The organism is Streptomyces sp. NBC_01439 (genome assembly GCF_036227605.1).
In the GTDB taxonomy this organism is placed as follows: Bacteria; Actinomycetota; Actinomycetes; order Streptomycetales; family Streptomycetaceae; genus Streptomyces.
In genome coordinates this window covers 7,288,580-7,303,210 of sequence record NZ_CP109487.1, presented here as the reverse complement: position 1 = coordinate 7,303,210, position 14,631 = coordinate 7,288,580, and the positions used below count along the sequence as shown (strand labels likewise).

The window sequence follows — 14,631 nt, the reverse complement described above, 5'->3', positions numbered from 1 at the left end:
GTTGAACAACCCCATAACCCCAAAGCGTTCTTGATTTGCGCCTGTCAATCGGAAGAGGGTTCTCCAGAAGGTCTGACGCCCCCAACGTCAACACGAGGAGAACCCTCCAGATGGCAACTCACAAGCGCTCGCGCGGTTTCCGGTACGCGGCAGTCGGTACGGGAGCAGCCACAGCGGCCGCCGTGGCCCTGCTCGCCACCCCCCCTCGCGGGAGCGGCAACCCCGGCCGAAGGCACGGTGTACGGCCTCGGCGCACCCGGCGCGATCAGCGGGAGTTACGTCGTCATACTCGACGCATCCGCGAACAAGGAACAGCTCGCCCGCAAGTACGGCGGCGAACTGAAGCGCTCCTACGGCTCCGGGGTCAACGGTTTCTCGGCCGAGGGCCTGAGCGAAACCGAGGCGAAGCGGCTCGCCGCGGACCCGGCCGTCGGCAAGGTCGTGCAGAACAAGAAGTTCACCATCAACGCCACCCAGACCAACCCGCCGTCATGGGGTCTGGACCGGATCGACCAGACCGCACAGGCGGGCGACAAGAAGTACACCTACCCCGACGGCGGCGGCGAGGGCGTGACGGCGTACGTCATCGACACCGGCGTGCGCACCACCCACAAGGACTTCGGCGGCCGCGCGACGTCCGGGTTCGACGCGGTGGACAACGACGACAGCGCCGACGACGGCAACGGCCATGGCACGCACGTGGCCGGCACCATCGCGGGGACCTCGCACGGGGTCGCCAAGAAGGCGAAGGTGGTCGCGGTGCGGGTGCTGGACGACAACGGCTCCGGCACCACCGAGCAGGTGGTCGCCGGGATCGACTGGGTCACCAAGAACCACTCGGGGCCGTCGGTGGCCAACATGAGCCTGGGTGGCGGTGCCGACGAGGCCCTCGACGAGGCGGTGCGCCGGGCCGTCGCCGCGGGCGTCACCTTCACCGTGGCGGCCGGCAACGAGTCGGCCGACGCCGGCCAGGGCTCGCCGTCCCGGGTCACCGAGGCGATCACGGTGGCGTCCAGCACGATCGACGACGAGCAGTCCTCGTTCTCGAACTTCGGCTCCGTGGTGGACCTGTACGCGCCGGGCTCGGACATCACGTCCACCTGGAACGACAGCGACACGGGGACGAAGACCATCTCCGGCACGTCCATGGCGGCCCCGCACGCGGCCGGCGCCGCAGCGGTCTACCTGGCGGGGCACCCGTCCGCGACTCCGGCGCAGGCGGCCGCGGCGCTGACGGGGGCGGCCACGTCCGGAGCGGTCACCAACCCGTCGGCGGGCACGGCGAACAAGCTCCTGAAGGTGGCCCCGTAGTCGAAGGCCCCTAGCCGGCAGCCCGTAGTCCCCCGGCCCGTAGTTCCCCGGCCCGTACCCGTCGGGCGCCGGAGGGGCTACGGGCCCTCGGCTTCGGGCTACGGACGCAGCGCGCGCAGCAGCAGGTCGGCGAGGTGATCGGCGACCTGCTGCGGCGTGAGCGGGCCGTCCGCCCGGTACCAGGTGGACAGGTGGTGGACGGACCCGAAGTGGTAGTCCACGACCAGGTCGGCGGGGGTGGCGCTGGAGAACACGCCCGTACGCTGGCCCTCCTCGACCAGCGCCCGGAAGCGTTCGTGGTAGCGCCGGCGCTCCGCCCTCACCTGCTTGGACTTCTCCGGGCTGAGCTGGTGCATCGACCGGAAGAAGATCATCGCGTCGTCGAGGTTCTCGATGGTCGTGACGACCACGTCGGCGGCCGCTGTGCGCAGCCGCTCCTCGACGGGCGCGTCGGAATCGGCCACCGCGTCCAGGCGCTGCTGCTGCAGCCGCAGCATCCGTGCGTACACCTCGTGCAGCAGGTCGTCCTTGGACCCGAAGTAGTGGTAGAGCGCACCCTTGGTGACGCCGGCCGCCTCGACGATCTCCTGGACCGAGGTGCGGTCGTAGCCGCGCTCGGCGAACAGCCGGGTGGCGACGGCCAGCAGCCGCTGCGGTACCGGGGCCTCGTGCGTGCCTGCGGGTTCCGTGGTCCGTGCCGCCATGGCGCTGACCTTCCCTTCCTCGTTCCTGCCTGGTCACTGCGACCGGCTGTACGACCGTCCGACTGTTTTCAGCCTCGATCGCGCAGTTCCCGTCGCAGGATCTTGCCACTGGTCGTCTTCGGAAGAACAGGCAGGATCTCCACCTGGCGCGGGTATTTGTACGCGGCGATGCGCTCGGCGCAGTAGGCGGCGAGCTCCGCCGGCTCCGCCGAGGTGCCGGGGCGCAGGCTCACGTACGCCTTCACGCTCTCACCGCGGTACGCGTCGGGGACGCCGACCACGGCGGCCTCGCGGACGGCGGGGTGGGTGTAGAGCACGTCCTCGACCTCCCGCGGCCAGACCTTGAAGCCGGAGGCGTTGATCATGTCCTTCTTGCGGTCGACGACGTAGAGCCAGCCGTCGGAGTCCATGAATCCGACGTCGCCGGTGCGCAGTTCGCCGTCCGGGAAGGCCTTGGCGGACTCCGCGGGCAGGCCCCAGTAGCCGGCCACCACCTGCGGGCCGCGGACGGCGATCTCACCGGTCTCGCCGAAGGGGACCTCGGCGCCCCGCTCGTCGAGGATGCGGACCACCGTGTCGGCGCCGGGCAGGCCCACGGAGAGGGTGCCGGAGGCGGGGTCGATGGGGGCTTCGAGGTGTACGGGCACGCTGGCGCACGGGGCGGTGCACTCGGTGAGGCCGTAGCCGTTGCGGAGGTAGAAGCCGAATGCGGCGCGCAGGCGCTCGACGAGCGCGGGCGGGAGCGGGGCGCCGCCGGAGGAGATCACCTGGAACGAGGCGAAATGCTCCGGAGTGACCCCGGGGTGGGCGGCGAGGGCCATGAAGGCGGTGGCCGGGCCGACGGTGTAGGCCGGGCGGTGTTCGAGGAAGGCGTCGAGGACGGCGCCGGCGTCGAAGCGGTGGGCGAGGACCAGGGTGCCGGCGTTGGCGAGGCAGGCGGCGAGCTCGCAGACCATGCCGGTGATGTGGAAGAGGGGTGCGAGGGCGAAGTAGGTGGCGCCCTCGGGGAGGGGGTGGGAGGTCACCTGCCGGACGGCGTTGTAGGTCAGCGCGCCGTGCGGGTTCATCGCGCCCTTGGGGGTGCCGCTGGTGCCGGAGGTGTAGCTGATGAGGGCGGTGTCGACGGCGGTGAGGTCCGGGTCGTCCGGCGCGGGGCGCCTGCTGCTGGCCACGGCGAAGAGGTCGGCGACCTTGAGGTCCGCGGCCATGTCGGCGGTGTCCGGATCGGCCGGGTGGTCCCGGTCGGGCACAGCGTCGGGCGCGGCGTCGGGCACAGCGTCGGGCGCGGCGTCGGGCACAGCGTCGGGCGCGGCGTCCGGCACAGCGTCGGGCGCGGCCGCCTGGGCGGGTACGAACGGCCTGGCGGGGGCCGCGGCCCGGTCCGGCGCAGTGCCGAAGACGCGCGGGTCGTCGCGCGTCTGGAAGTCCAGGTCCGACGCAGTCAGCACGATCCGTACGGCGGTGTCCCGCGCGGCCGCGCGCAGGTACGCCGTCCACGCGCCGCCGTCGCAGACCAGGGCGGCGGCCCCGCAATCGCGGAGGATGTGCCCGACCTCCCCGGACTTGTACATGGGGTTGAGCGGGACGACGACGGCCCCGGCCTTCCATGCCGCGAGGACGGCGAGCACGAAGTGCGGGGTGTTCTGCAGCATGACGGCGACCCGGTCCCCGCGGCGGATGCCGCGCGCCGCGAGGTGGCCGGCGACGGAGTCGGAGAGCTCGTCGGCCTCCGCGTAGCCGATCCGGCCGTCGAAGTAGGCCAGGGCGGTGCGCTCGGGGGCCCGGGCGACGGCCTCGCGGAAGGCGTGCAGCACGGTGGGCGGCGGTGCGACGGGAGCCCGCTGGGCCGGGGCGAGCAGCCCGCGCCACGGCTTGGCGGCGTACCGGGAAGGGGTCACCGGGTCTCCCATTTCTGCTGGAGGTGGTTCATGCCGCTCAGCCAGCGGTCCGGCCCGGTGGCGCGGGCGGCGTAGAAATCGGCGACCTCGGGGTGCGGGAGGATCAAGAACCGGCCCTTCTCCATGCCGTCGAACAGTGCGTCCGCGACCTCTTCCGGCTCGATCGCGGTCGGAGCGAGCACGAGTTCGCCCGCCGAGCCCGCGGCGGTCAGCATGTCGGTGCGCACCCCTTGCGGACAGATGGCATGGACCTGCACCCCGCGGTGGCGGTAGGTCAGCGAGAGCCATTCGGCGAAGGCGAGCGCACCGTGCTTGGTGACACTGTACGGGGCCGCTCCGATCATGGTCAGGAGCCCGGCGGCCGAGACGGTGGACACGAAGCGGCCACTCTCCCGCGCCAGCCAGTCCGGCAGCAGCGCTCTGGCGGCGCGGACGTGGGCCATGACGTTGGTGTCCCAGGCCGCTTCCCAAACGGCCTCCTCGGCGAAGGCGTCGCCGCCCGAGGCGAGCCCGGCGTTGGCGCAGTAGACGTCGACCCTGCCGCCGAGGGCCTCGCGGGCCTCGGCCACGATCGCCGAGGCGTCGCCCGGCACCGGGATCGCCCGGGCACCGATCGCGGCCGCGACCGCGGCGGCCTTGGCTGGGTCGAGGTCGTTGACCACCACCGTGGCGCCCTCGTCCGCGAAGCGGTGCGCGAGGGCGGCGCCGATGCCGCCGCCCGCGCCGGTGACGACGACTCGCTGGTCCTGGTACGCGCTCACGGGGTCCACCTCTCCTGCGGCCGGATGCCGGATCGCGGGCAGACTAACCGGTCGGTATGTCAGGAGGAAAGGGGCGCGACGCCTAGCGTGGCCGGATGACGGTGTCGCGACGCGGGGTGCTGGGACTGGCGGGGGCCATCGGATCGGCGGGCGGCGTGCTGGGGGCGGCCGGGCAACTCAGCTCCGCCAGGGCCGCCGGGGCACCCGAGGCCGGCGGGGCAGCCGAGGCCGGCGGGGCAGCCGAGGCCGGCGGGGCAGCCGAGGCCGGCGGGGCAGCCGGGGGCGGGGCGGCCGGGTCAGCCGGAGCCACGGCGGCGGCCGGACGGGTGCGTACCGGATTCGAGCGGCTGGCCGCGGACGGGTACGCCGCACTGGCCGGACAGAAGGTCGGAGTGGTCACCAACCCCACCGGGATCACCGCCGACGCCCGACACCTGGTCGACGTACTGCACGCGGACGAACGGGTCGACCTGGTTGCGGTGTTCGGGCCCGAGCACGGCTTCCGCGGAACGGCGCAGGCGGGCGGCTCGGAGGGGGCCTCCCGGGATCCGGCGACCGGGCTCGCGGTGTACGACACGTACGGCAAGAGCGGGCAGGGGCTCGCGGACGTGTTCACGGCGGCCGGGATCGACACCGTCGTCTTCGACATCCAGGACGTCGGGGCGCGCTTCTACACCTACATCTGGACCCTCTACGACTGCATGCGCGCGGCCGCGCTCGCCGGCAAGACGGTGGTGGTGCTGGACCGGCCCAATCCGGTGGGCGGCCGGCGGGTCGCGGGACCCGTGCTGGAGCGGCCGTACGCGAGCTTCGTCGGCCGGGAGCCGATCGCCCTGGCGCACGGGATGACGGTGGCCGAACTGGCCCGGCTCTTCAACGGCGAGTTCCTGGCGGACCGCCCGGTCGGGCTGCGCACGGTGGCGATGTCCGGGTGGCGGCGGGGGTCGTTCTTCGGGGAGACCGGGCTGCCCTGGGTGCCGCCGAGCCCGAACGTGCCGACCCCGGACACGGCCCTCGCGTACGCCGGTACCTGCCTGTTCGAGGGGACGAACCTCTCCGAGGGACGCGGGACGACCACGCCCTTCGAGGTGGTCGGCGCGGAGGGGATCGACCGGCGGTGGGCGGAGGCGGCGAACGCGCTGGAGCTGCCCGGGGTGTGGTTCCGGGAGACGTACTTCACGCCGACCTTCTCCAAGCACGTGGGGAAGGCGTGCGGCGGGGTCCGGCTGATCGTGCACGACCGGGCGGCCTTCGACCCGGTACGGGCCGGGGTCGGCCTGCTGATCACGGCGCGGCGGGCGTGGAGCGGCTTCGGCTGGCGCGCGGACCACTGGATCGACCGGCTCACGGGCTCGGACCGAGTGCGGACGCTGGTGGACGCCGGGGCGGACGTGGACGAGGTCGCGGGTGACTGGGCGGCCGGGCTGGCGCGCTTCGAGGCGGTGCGCGAGGGGTACCTGCTGTATCCGTGATCCGACCGTGCCCGGGGGCTGGCCGGGCGGGCGTCGCAGCAGGATGCTGGCTGCACCGGAGGCACGGCGTGAAGGGGGACGTCATGGCGGACGTCGGTGGCGGGTTCGGGATCGGGATCGGAATCGGGGTCCGGCCGTACGCGGAGCTGACCTTCGACTCCGAAGGGGACGTGGACCGGGTCACGCAGGGCGCGGTGTCCCGGATGGAGGCGACCGACCTGCTGGTGTTCGCGCACGGCTGGAACAGCGACCGGTCCACGGCGACGCGCCTGTACGAGAGGTTCTTCACGCCCTTCCAGGAGCTGGTGGGGTCGGGGGTGCGCTTGGGGTACGTGGGTGTCGTATGGCCCGCGATCCGGTTCCCCGACGAGCCGATACCGGACTTCGACCCGCCGGGCGTCCTCGCGGAACCGGGCTCCGCCAGCGCACTGGACCCGCTCACCCGCCGGGCGCTCGGGGAGTTCTGGCCGGAGCGCCGGGCAGAGCTGGACAGGGTGGCGGAACTGCTGGCGGAGCAGCCGGATTCCGCGGCCGCGTTCATCGAGTTCGGGGCCCTGGTGCGCGAGTTGGCGGGGGTGGACGCGGTACCCGCGGCGATCGCGCCGTCGGTACCCGCGATCTTCACGGACGATGTGCTGGAGGTCTGCCGGGCCCTTTCCGTCGCCCTGGTCAGGGCGGGCGCGCCGGGCGCGGCTGATCCGGCGGGCACCGACGGTCCGGGGCTCACGGTCGGCGGCGGGCTGCGCGGGCTGTGGGGCGGCGCCAAGGAACTGCTGCGGCAGGCCGCGTACTACAAGATGAAGAAGCGGGCGGGCGTGGTCGGTGAACGTGGCCTCGGCCCCGTGCTGGCCCAGCTGGCGGCCGCCCGTCCCGCCCTGCGGTTCCATCTGATCGGGCACAGTTTCGGGGCGCGCGTCGTTTCCTTCTCCCTGCGCGCGGTGCCGGACCGGGCCCGGTACGTGAAATCCGTGACCCTGCTCCAGGGGGCATTCTCCCACTACGCGTTCGCCGACCGGCTGCCGCACGACAAGGGCAACGGCGGCGCCCTGCGCGGGCTCCAGCGCCGGGTCGACGGGCCGGTGGTCGCCTGCCATTCTGCGCACGACTCGGCCCTCAAGGTCTTCTACCCGCTGGCCTCCCGGATGGCAGGCGATTCGGCCGGACTTCTGGGTTTCAACGAGCGGTGGGGCGCCATCGGGCACGACGGAGTCCAGGCGGTCCCGGGTGCGCCCCGGCTGGGCCTGGACACCGTGCTGCGCGAGGGGCTGCCCACGTCCGGTTGCGTCAGTGTGGACGCGGGCTCCGTGGTGCGGCGCGGCGGCGCTCCGTCGGGGGCGCACAGCGACATCTGCCACGAGGAACTGGCCCGGGTGGTGGTGACAGCGGGGCGCATGGGGCGCTGAGTTCTGGCCATGTGCCACCCGCACGCCTCGTCCGCCCCCGCATGCGCCCGCCTCCGGCCGGGCATGTTGGGCACATCGGCGGAGGTGATGGTGTGATGGCGGGATTCCGGAGTCTGGCCTACCAAGTGCGCGACGCGCGCAACGACCGGGCCTTGCGGCGCCATTCGCTGCGCCGCTGCCTGGAGCGGTTCGCGCCGTACGGGCACCGGGCCACGTGGTGGCACCTGTGCGACCGGCACGGGATCGCCCCGGAGGACCGGGGGGCCGATCCGTTGCGGCTGGTCGCCGCCCTGGAGGAGCTGGAGGACGCACGGGCGGTCTGGCTGGAGTACGAGCGCCAGTTCGCGGAACGCCGCCGGCGCGAGAAGCACCACGGGCTGCGCCGCCCGGAGTGGGCGTGGGGCGGGAGCGGGGACGCGGTGGTGCGGTGCGCGGATCCGGGGTTTCGGCCGGAGGGGGCGCTGGGCGAGGTGCTGCGCAGGCTGGTGCGGGCACTGGAGTCGGCGCCGGGCACGGCGTGTCCGGTGTGCGGGGACACCGAACTGCACTGGCCGGAGGTGGCTCCGGTCGGCCCCTGGGCGGGGGCGCTGGCCTGGGACGGGCCGGTGTGCGCGGGCTGCGGGATCGTGGTGCCCAGACCGGCCCTGGTGGACACCCCGGCGCTGCTGGACATCCCCTCGGCGGGAGCCGCGTGAGAAGGCCGCCGCCGATGTCGCGCCCGTTGCGCGTGTCGGCGTCGGTGTCGGCGTCGGCGTCGGCGTCGGCGTCGGTGAACGGCTCGCGGAACGCCGCGGACGGCCCGGCCGTGCCGCTGTCGCCGCAGGCCCTGGCGGAATCGGCACGCGCGGCCGTCGGCGCAGGGGCCGGGGAGGTGCTGGTGCATCCGCGGACGCCGTGCGGGCGGGAGAGCCTCTCGCCGCGGGTGGTCGGACCGGTGCTGGAAGAGCTGCGGCGTACGGGGGTCGGCGTAGCGCTGTCGGTGCCGGTGTCGATCGCGGCCGAGCCCGATCCCGCGGGGCGGCTGGAGCGGGTGGCTTCGTGGACGGTGCTGCCGGACCGGGCGGAGGTCCGCTTCGGGCAGCCGGGCGCCGCGGAGCTCGCGCAGGCCCTGCTGGCACGGGGGGTCGCGGTGGACGCGGTGGTGCCGCTGGGCGGTGCGGCCGGGCCGGAGCCACTGGCCGGGTTCCTGGCCTGGCCGGTGCGCGATCCCCGGCGGGTCCGGCTCTCGGCCGAGCTGGCGGCAGCCGATCCGGCTCTGGTCGCGGGGCTGCGCGCGCTGCCTCCCGTACCGGTGCTGCTGTACGGGCGGGACGCAGCCTCCTGGCCGGTGCTGCGGCTGGCCGCGCGGTGCGGCACCGGCGTGCGGACCGGCGTGGGCGATGTGACGCACCTGCCCGACGGGCGGCCGGCCCGGTCGAACGCCGAACTGGTCTCGACGGCCCGGGACTTGGTGGTGCGGACGGTGGCTACAGCCGCGAGCCGGTGAGCCGCTCGCCGAAGGCGTCGTCCGGGTTGGACAGCGCACAGGTCTCCATCGACAGGCAGCCGCAACCGATGCAGTCGGTCAGGTGGTCGCGCAGACGGCCGAGTCGGGTGATGCGTTCGTCGAGTTCGGCGCGCCAGGCCTCGGAAAGACGGGCCCAGTCCTCGCGGTTGGGGGTGCGCTCCTCGGGGAGTTGGGCCAGGGCGTCGCGGATGCTGGCCAGCGGGATGCCCACGCGCTGGGCGGCGCGCACGAAGGCCACCCGGCGCAGCGCGTCACGCGTGTAGCGACGCTGGTTTCCGGAGGTGCGGCGACTGCTGATCAGGCCCTTGGCCTCGTAGAAGTGGAGCGCCGAGACGGCCGCGCCGCTACGGGCGGACAGCTGACCGACGGTGAGCTCGTGGATTTTCTCGGGAATCTGAGGCACCCGGCCGAGCGTAGTCGGGGGTCCGTTGACATACGCATACGCCCCCAGCATGCTGAGCAAGCGCTTATTCGTCCGCCAGTCGTCCGCGAGAGACAGGAACAGGGCATGCCCGAGCCGAGGGTCTTCACGTCCGCCGAGGAGCTGCACGCCGGGATCGGCGAACCGCTCGGCCCCAGCGAGTGGCTGGAGGTGGACCAGAAGCGGATCGACCTCTTCGCGGACGCCACCGGCGATCACCAGTGGATCCACGTGGACCCGGTGCGCGCAGCGGGCGGACCCTTCGGTTCCACCATCGCGCACGGCTATCTGACGCTGTCGCTGCTGCCCAGCCTGGTACCGCTGATCATGCGGGTCGAGGGCATGCGGATGGGCCTCAACTACGGGACGAACAAGGTCCGCTTCCCGGCGCCGGTGCCGGTCGGTTCGCGGCTGCGCGCCATCGCCGTGATCACGGAGGTCACGGAGGCGGGCGGTGGCGTACAGGTCACGGCCACCGTCACGGTCGAGCGCGAGGGCGGCGACAAGCCGGTGTGCGTGGCGGAGTCGGTGTCGCGCTACTACTTCTGAAGCCGGCCCGGACTGCTGCGCAGGGTCGGGCGCCGCTGCGCAGGTCCGGTACTAGCTGCTGCGCAGGTCCGGAACCGGTGGTGCTACTGCGCGGGGCCCGGCCGCGCGGCGACCATGCGGAGCACGAGGTCGGCGTAGAGCCCGCCGACCTCGTCGGGCGTGCGCTGCCCGACCGCGTTGAACCAGCGGGCCACGTCGATGCACAGCGACAGCACGGCGAGCGTGGTGCCCGGCACGTCGGGAACGTCGAACTCCCCCGCGGCCACCCCGTCGGCGATGATGCGGCGCACGGCCGCGTCGCTCTGCCGGCGCAGCTCCACGATCTCGGACCGGTGCTCCGGAGCGAGGGCGTCGAGCTCGTACTGGACCACGCGCGCGGTGGTGTGGTGCGCCGCGTGCCAGCGCACGAAGGACCGTACGGCGGCATCGAGCCGGTCGGCGGCGCTGCCGGGGCCGTCGGCGGCGACGGTCAGGATCTCCAGCGCCTTGTCGTGGCCGATCCGGCTGATCCGGTGGAGCAGCTCTTCCTTGGTCTTGTAGTGGATGTAGAGCGCGGCCGGGCTCATCCCGGCACGGCCCGCGATGTCACGGGTGGTGGTGGCGTGGTACCCGCGCTCGGCGAAGGCGTCGACGGCGGCGACGAGCAGCCGCCGCGCGGCGTCGGGGGTGACCTCGGACCACGGCCGGTAGCCGTCGACCGCTTCCTCCGCGCTGCCCATCGCTCACTCACCCTTCACCGTGTGGAAGTGAACACCCTACCGGAGGGTGAGCAAGCGCTTAGCGATGTCCGGCCGACCGAGCCCGGTGTCGGGCCGACCGGGCCCGGCGAGCCGGCTGCACCGGGCCGACTACTTCGGCGCGAAGGGATCGTACTCGGCCATGATCTTCTCCATCCTGGCCTGATCCACCCGGCTGACGATCTGCGTGACCTCCTGGCGGTCGCGAATCACCTTGGCGAGGGTGAAGGCCGAGGTGGTGAGGTAGAGGACCGCGATGCCGAGGAAGGCCCGGACCCAGCCGTTCGCCTCCAGGTTGTAGATCCCCACGGCCACGGCGCCGATGGCGATGCCGAAGGAGGCGACGGCCTGGCCGTAGTACGCCCCCGTGCTCTGCTGCTTGACCGGTGTCTCGTTCATGGGTCGAGCATCGGGCGGAGCGCGCGCGAGCACATCCGCACGCGTACTCATGCGGGTACTCAGTCGACCCCGGAAGGCCCGGGCGGCCCGGAAGGCCCGGGCGGCCCGGAAGGCCCGGGCGGCCCGGAAGGCCCGGGCGGCCTCAGAAGGCGGAGACCCCGGTGCGGGCGCGCCCGATGAGCAGCTTCTGGATCTGACTGGTTCCCTCGTACAGGGTCATCACGCGGGCGTCGCGCAGCAGTTTCCCCGCCGGGTACTCGTCGATGTAGCCGTACCCGCCGTGCACCTGGAGGGCGTTGCTCGCGGCGCGCACGGCGGCCTCGGAGGCGAACAGCTTGGCGGTGGAGGACTCGGTGGCGAAGGGCTGCCCGCGGTCGATGAGGTCGGCCACCCGCCAGGTCAGCAGGCGGGCGGCGTCCACGTCGACCGAGATGTCGGCGATGAGCTCCTGGACCAGCTGGTGGTGGGCGATCGGCCGGCCGAACTGCTCGCGCTGGGCGGCGTACGAGACGGCCGCGTCCAGGGCCGCTTGTGCGATGCCGACACAACCGGCGGCGACCGACATCCGGCCCTTGGCCAGGGCGGACATGGCGACCGAGAAGCCCTTGCCTTCGGGGCCGAGCATCGCGGAGGCGGGCACGCGGACGCCGTCGAGGACGAGCTCGGCGGTGGCCTGGCCGCGCAGGCCGAGTTTGCCGTGGATCTCGCGGCGGGTCAGTCCCGGGGTGTCGGTGGGGACGAGGAAGGCGGAGACCCCGCGGTGGCCGGGCTCGTCGCCGGTCCGGGCGAAGAGCAGCACCACGTCGGCCCAGGTGCCGTTGGTGACGAACATCTTGCTGCCGTCGAGGACGTACGCGTCCCCCGCGCGCACGGCGCGGGTGGTGAGGTTGCCGGCGTCGGAGCCGGTGCCGGGTTCGGTCAGGCCGAAGCAGCCGAGCGCGTCGCCGGAGCACAGGCGGGGCAGCCAGGCGCGCTTCTGCTCCTCGGTACCCCAGGCGGCGATGGTCTTGGCGACGAGGCCGAGGGAGACGGAAACGATCCCCCGCACGGCGGAGTCGCCGCGTCCGAGCTCCTCGGTGACCAACACGTAGGCGAGGTGGTCACCGCCGGAGCCGCCGTACTCCTCGGGGACGGTCAGACCGAGGAAGCCGAGCGCTCCCAGTTTCTTCACGATGGCCCGGTCCACGCTCTCGACGCGGTCCCACTCGGCGGCGTACGGGACGACCTCGCGCTCGGTGAACTCGCGGGCGAGCCTGCGGACGGCGGTCTGCTCCTCGCTCAGCTCCAGATTCACCGGGCACCTCCGGGGCGGGATCGGCGCCTTTAACTAGCACCGGTAGTTTACGGCGGGCAGGCCCTACTATGTGGCGCATGGCCAGACCGCGCAAGCCCCTCCTCAGCCGGGACCGCATCATCGAGGCGGCCGGCGCCCTGGTGGACGCGGAGGGACTGGAGGCGGTGTCGACGCGGCGGCTGGCGGCCGCGCTCGGGGTCAGCGGGCCCTCGCTCTACAACCACTTCCGCACCAAGGACGAGATCCTGGACGCGGTGGCGGACGCGGTGAGCGCACGGGTGGACCTGTCGATGTTCGACGGCGGCCAGGACTGGCGGGCGGCCCTGCACGCGTGGGCGCACTCCTACCGGGACGCCCTGGCGGACCACCCGAACATCGTGCCGGTGCTGGCGCGCGGGCCGGGCCGCCGGCCGGCCGGACTGCGGGTGGCGGACGCGGTGTTCGGGGCGATGACGGCGGCGGGCTGGCCGGTGGCACAGGCGACCCGGATCGGCGCACTGATGCGGTACTTCATCCTGGGCTCGGCGGTGGCCTCCTTCGCCGGGGGATTCGTGGACGACCGCACGGCATACGACCCGTCGGACTACCCACACCTGGGCCAGGCCCACCTGCTCGCGGAGCGCGGCCGCGAGGTGGACGAGGACGCCTTCGAGACGGGCCTGGCTGCGCTGCTGGACGGACTGGCCCTGCGGTACGAGGCGTTGCAGGAGGTGGCGTGACGAGGGGCGCCGACTTGATCACCGCGGTACGGGCCGACGACGCGGCGCGGACGGCCCGTCGGCGCTGGCCATCGCAGCGGCGCGCGGCTCGTAGCCGGTGGTCGAGGCGCTGATCAGCCACGGCGCGCAGCCCGATCGCGTCGGCCCCGACGGCCGGACCCCGCGAAGCCGATCCCTCGGTCGAGATCCAGATCCAGGCGGTACGGGCCCTCGTGCTGCTCGACGACCCGCGCGGCCAGGAGGCGCTGGACCGGCTCAGCCCACCGCCACCTGCGGCTGCGCGAGGCGGCGGGCGCGCCCGGCTGACGGCGTCAGAACACGACGAGGGAGCGGCCGCCCTTGCCCATCAGCATGGCGTCGAAGGCGGCCGGGATGTCGTCGAGGGTGATGCGGTCGGTGACCAGGGCGCCGAGGTCGAGACGGCCCGCACGGACGTGCTCGGCGATCACCGGGAGGTCGCGGGCCGGGTCACTGTTGCCGTAGACGCAGCCGGTGAGGGTTCGGGCGAAGTGGAAGATCTCCATGGAGTGGAAGGTGACCTGCTGCTCCTTTCCACCGATGCCGACGACCGTGGTGCGGCCGCCGCGCCGGGTCGACTCCCAGGCGCCCCGGATGGTCTCGGCGCGGCCGACGCACTCGACGGCGACGTCGGCGCCCTGCCCGGCGGTCAGTGCACGGATCTGCTTGGCGGTGGTGTCGCAGGCCAACACGAACTCGGTGGCCCCGGCCGCACGGGCCAGTTCCTCCTTGACCGGGGACACGTCGACGGCGATGACCGGGCCCGCCTGTGCGATCCGGGCGGCCTGGAGGGCTGCCAGGCCGACACCGCCGACTCCGAAGACGGCCACCGACTCGCCCGGACGGACCTGGGCGCTGTGGCGGACGGCCCCGTAGCCGGTGAGGACGGCGCAGCCGAGCAGGGCGGCCTCGGCGAGCGGGATCCCGGCGGGGGCGGGCAGCACGCAGTTGGCCGCGACGACGGTCTCCTCGGCGAAGGCGGCCACGTTCAGCCCGGGGTGCAGTGCCGTGCCCTGTGCGTCGTGCGCGTAGACGGCCCCGACCCCGGTGAGCGCCGTGGCGCAGAGCCAGACCTCACCGATCGTGCAGTGGTGGCACTCTCCGCAGGACGGGGCCCAGTTGAGCACCACGCCGTCACCGGGGGCGACGTGGGTGACGCCCTCCCCCACCGCGAGGACCGTGCCCGCGCCCTCGTGGCCGAGGACGGCGGGCACGGGAACCCGCATGGTGCCGTTGGTGAGGGAGAGGTCGGAGTGGCACACCCCGGCTGCGGCGAGCCGCACCCGGACCTGCCCGGGGCCCGGATCCGGCAGCACGATGTCCCGTATCTCCAGCGGTGCTCCGACGGCGGGCAGGACTGCGGCGCGGACCATGGTCGTCATCTCGTCTTTCCGGTGCGGGCGGGTGCGGCAGGTCGGGCAGGTGCGGCGGGTCGGGC

At 73.4% G+C, this 14,631-nt stretch carries 14 protein-coding genes and 1 pseudogene; 7 read left to right on the top strand and 8 right to left on the bottom strand.

Translation table 11 applies throughout. The annotated features are described in order from the left end of the window. The first annotated feature begins 110 nt into the window (after positions 1–110). Positions 111–1,311 (top strand): annotated as a pseudogene (locus OG207_RS33225) (S8 family serine peptidase). Positions 1,312–1,409: 98 nt separating this feature from the next. Here the strand turns inward: OG207_RS33225 and OG207_RS33220 are convergent. The 3 genes from OG207_RS33220 to OG207_RS33210 form a co-directional block, all read right to left on the bottom strand. Next, positions 1,410–2,015 carry a TetR/AcrR family transcriptional regulator gene (locus OG207_RS33220; RefSeq protein ID WP_030010409.1) on the bottom strand — a complete coding sequence of 202 codons (606 nt, stop codon included), beginning with the start codon at positions 2,013–2,015 and terminating at the stop codon, positions 1,410–1,412. A 68-nt stretch (positions 2,016–2,083) separates the two neighbouring features. Beyond that, on the bottom strand, positions 2,084–3,925 hold the full coding sequence (locus OG207_RS33215; protein WP_329103664.1) for a class I adenylate-forming enzyme family protein: 1,842 nt from the start codon (positions 3,923–3,925) through the stop codon (positions 2,084–2,086). Next, on the bottom strand, positions 3,910–4,674 hold the full coding sequence (locus tag OG207_RS33210) for an SDR family oxidoreductase (RefSeq protein WP_402696463.1): 765 nt from the start codon (positions 4,672–4,674) through the stop codon (positions 3,910–3,912). The genes OG207_RS33215 and OG207_RS33210 overlap by 16 nt, the downstream gene beginning before the upstream one ends. Before the next feature lie 95 nt (positions 4,675–4,769). Here OG207_RS33210 and OG207_RS33205 point away from each other — a divergent pair, with 95 nt between their 5' ends. From OG207_RS33205 to OG207_RS33190, 4 genes are all read left to right on the top strand, one after another. Further along, on the top strand, positions 4,770–6,146 hold the full coding sequence (locus OG207_RS33205; protein ID WP_329103660.1) for an exo-beta-N-acetylmuramidase NamZ family protein: 1,377 nt from the start codon (positions 4,770–4,772) through the stop codon (positions 6,144–6,146). A gap of 83 nt (positions 6,147–6,229) precedes the next feature. Continuing rightward, positions 6,230–7,549: a serine-threonine protein kinase gene (locus OG207_RS33200; protein ID WP_329103658.1), complete on the top strand. Its 1,320-nt coding sequence runs from the start codon at positions 6,230–6,232 to the stop codon at positions 7,547–7,549. Positions 7,550–7,644: 95 nt separating this feature from the next. After that, positions 7,645–8,244, top strand: a complete 600-nt coding sequence (locus tag OG207_RS33195; protein ID WP_329103656.1) for a hypothetical protein — start codon at positions 7,645–7,647, stop codon at positions 8,242–8,244. Positions 8,245–8,258: 14 nt separating this feature from the next. Beyond that, positions 8,259–9,035 carry a 3-keto-5-aminohexanoate cleavage protein gene (locus OG207_RS33190; protein WP_329103654.1) on the top strand — a complete coding sequence of 259 codons (777 nt, stop codon included), beginning with the start codon at positions 8,259–8,261 and terminating at the stop codon, positions 9,033–9,035. On the opposite strand, the gene soxR is transcribed toward OG207_RS33190, so the two are convergent. Continuing rightward, positions 9,016–9,459 carry a redox-sensitive transcriptional activator SoxR gene (soxR, locus tag OG207_RS33185; protein ID WP_329103652.1) on the bottom strand — a complete coding sequence of 148 codons (444 nt, stop codon included), beginning with the start codon at positions 9,457–9,459 and terminating at the stop codon, positions 9,016–9,018. The two genes, OG207_RS33190 and soxR, sit on opposite strands and share 20 nt — an antisense overlap. A gap of 105 nt (positions 9,460–9,564) precedes the next feature. Between soxR and OG207_RS33180 the strand changes: the two genes are divergently transcribed. Further along, positions 9,565–10,026, top strand: a complete 462-nt coding sequence (locus tag OG207_RS33180; RefSeq protein ID WP_329103650.1) for a MaoC family dehydratase — start codon at positions 9,565–9,567, stop codon at positions 10,024–10,026. 83 nt (positions 10,027–10,109) lie between these two features. Here OG207_RS33180 and OG207_RS33175 read toward each other — a convergent pair whose 3' ends face one another. From OG207_RS33175 to OG207_RS33165, 3 genes are all read right to left on the bottom strand, one after another. Further along, positions 10,110–10,745, bottom strand: coding sequence for a TetR/AcrR family transcriptional regulator (locus tag OG207_RS33175; RefSeq protein ID WP_329103648.1), 636 nt, complete (start codon positions 10,743–10,745; stop codon positions 10,110–10,112). A 129-nt stretch (positions 10,746–10,874) separates the two neighbouring features. Further along, positions 10,875–11,162, bottom strand: coding sequence for a YiaA/YiaB family inner membrane protein (locus OG207_RS33170; RefSeq protein ID WP_030011866.1), 288 nt, complete (start codon positions 11,160–11,162; stop codon positions 10,875–10,877). Positions 11,163–11,304: 142 nt separating this feature from the next. Further along, complete coding sequence (locus tag OG207_RS33165) at positions 11,305–12,456, bottom strand: acyl-CoA dehydrogenase family protein (RefSeq protein ID WP_329103646.1); 1,152 nt, start codon at positions 12,454–12,456, stop codon at positions 11,305–11,307. Positions 12,457–12,524: 68 nt separating this feature from the next. Between OG207_RS33165 and OG207_RS33160 the strand changes: the two genes are divergently transcribed. Continuing rightward, positions 12,525–13,175, top strand: coding sequence for a TetR/AcrR family transcriptional regulator (locus OG207_RS33160; RefSeq protein ID WP_329103644.1), 651 nt, complete (start codon positions 12,525–12,527; stop codon positions 13,173–13,175). Between the two features lie 311 nt (positions 13,176–13,486). On the opposite strand, the gene OG207_RS33155 is transcribed toward OG207_RS33160, so the two are convergent. Further along, complete coding sequence (locus tag OG207_RS33155; protein ID WP_329108094.1) at positions 13,487–14,566, bottom strand: Zn-dependent alcohol dehydrogenase; 1,080 nt, start codon at positions 14,564–14,566, stop codon at positions 13,487–13,489. Between the last annotated feature and the right edge of the window lie 65 nt (positions 14,567–14,631).

Excerpts from the sequence above, each read along its gene's own strand:
- OG207_RS33220 (WP_030010409.1), bottom strand. The coding sequence starts at position 2,015 with ATGGCGGCACGGACCACGGAACCCGCAGGCACGCACGAGGCCCCGGTA.
- OG207_RS33215 (WP_329103664.1), bottom strand. The coding sequence starts at position 3,925 with ATGGGAGACCCGGTGACCCCTTCCCGGTACGCCGCCAAGCCGTGGCGC.
- OG207_RS33205 (WP_329103660.1), top strand. The coding sequence starts at position 4,770 with ATGACGGTGTCGCGACGCGGGGTGCTGGGACTGGCGGGGGCCATCGGA.
- OG207_RS33200 (WP_329103658.1), top strand. The coding sequence starts at position 6,230 with ATGGCGGACGTCGGTGGCGGGTTCGGGATCGGGATCGGAATCGGGGTC.
- OG207_RS33195 (WP_329103656.1), top strand. The coding sequence starts at position 7,645 with ATGGCGGGATTCCGGAGTCTGGCCTACCAAGTGCGCGACGCGCGCAAC.
- OG207_RS33190 (WP_329103654.1), top strand. The coding sequence starts at position 8,259 with ATGTCGCGCCCGTTGCGCGTGTCGGCGTCGGTGTCGGCGTCGGCGTCG.
- OG207_RS33180 (WP_329103650.1), top strand. The coding sequence starts at position 9,565 with ATGCCCGAGCCGAGGGTCTTCACGTCCGCCGAGGAGCTGCACGCCGGG.
- OG207_RS33175 (WP_329103648.1), bottom strand. The coding sequence starts at position 10,745 with ATGGGCAGCGCGGAGGAAGCGGTCGACGGCTACCGGCCGTGGTCCGAG.
- OG207_RS33170 (WP_030011866.1), bottom strand. The coding sequence starts at position 11,162 with ATGAACGAGACACCGGTCAAGCAGCAGAGCACGGGGGCGTACTACGGC.
- OG207_RS33160 (WP_329103644.1), top strand. The coding sequence starts at position 12,525 with ATGTGGCGCATGGCCAGACCGCGCAAGCCCCTCCTCAGCCGGGACCGC.
- OG207_RS33155 (WP_329108094.1), bottom strand. The coding sequence starts at position 14,566 with ATGGTCCGCGCCGCAGTCCTGCCCGCCGTCGGAGCACCGCTGGAGATA.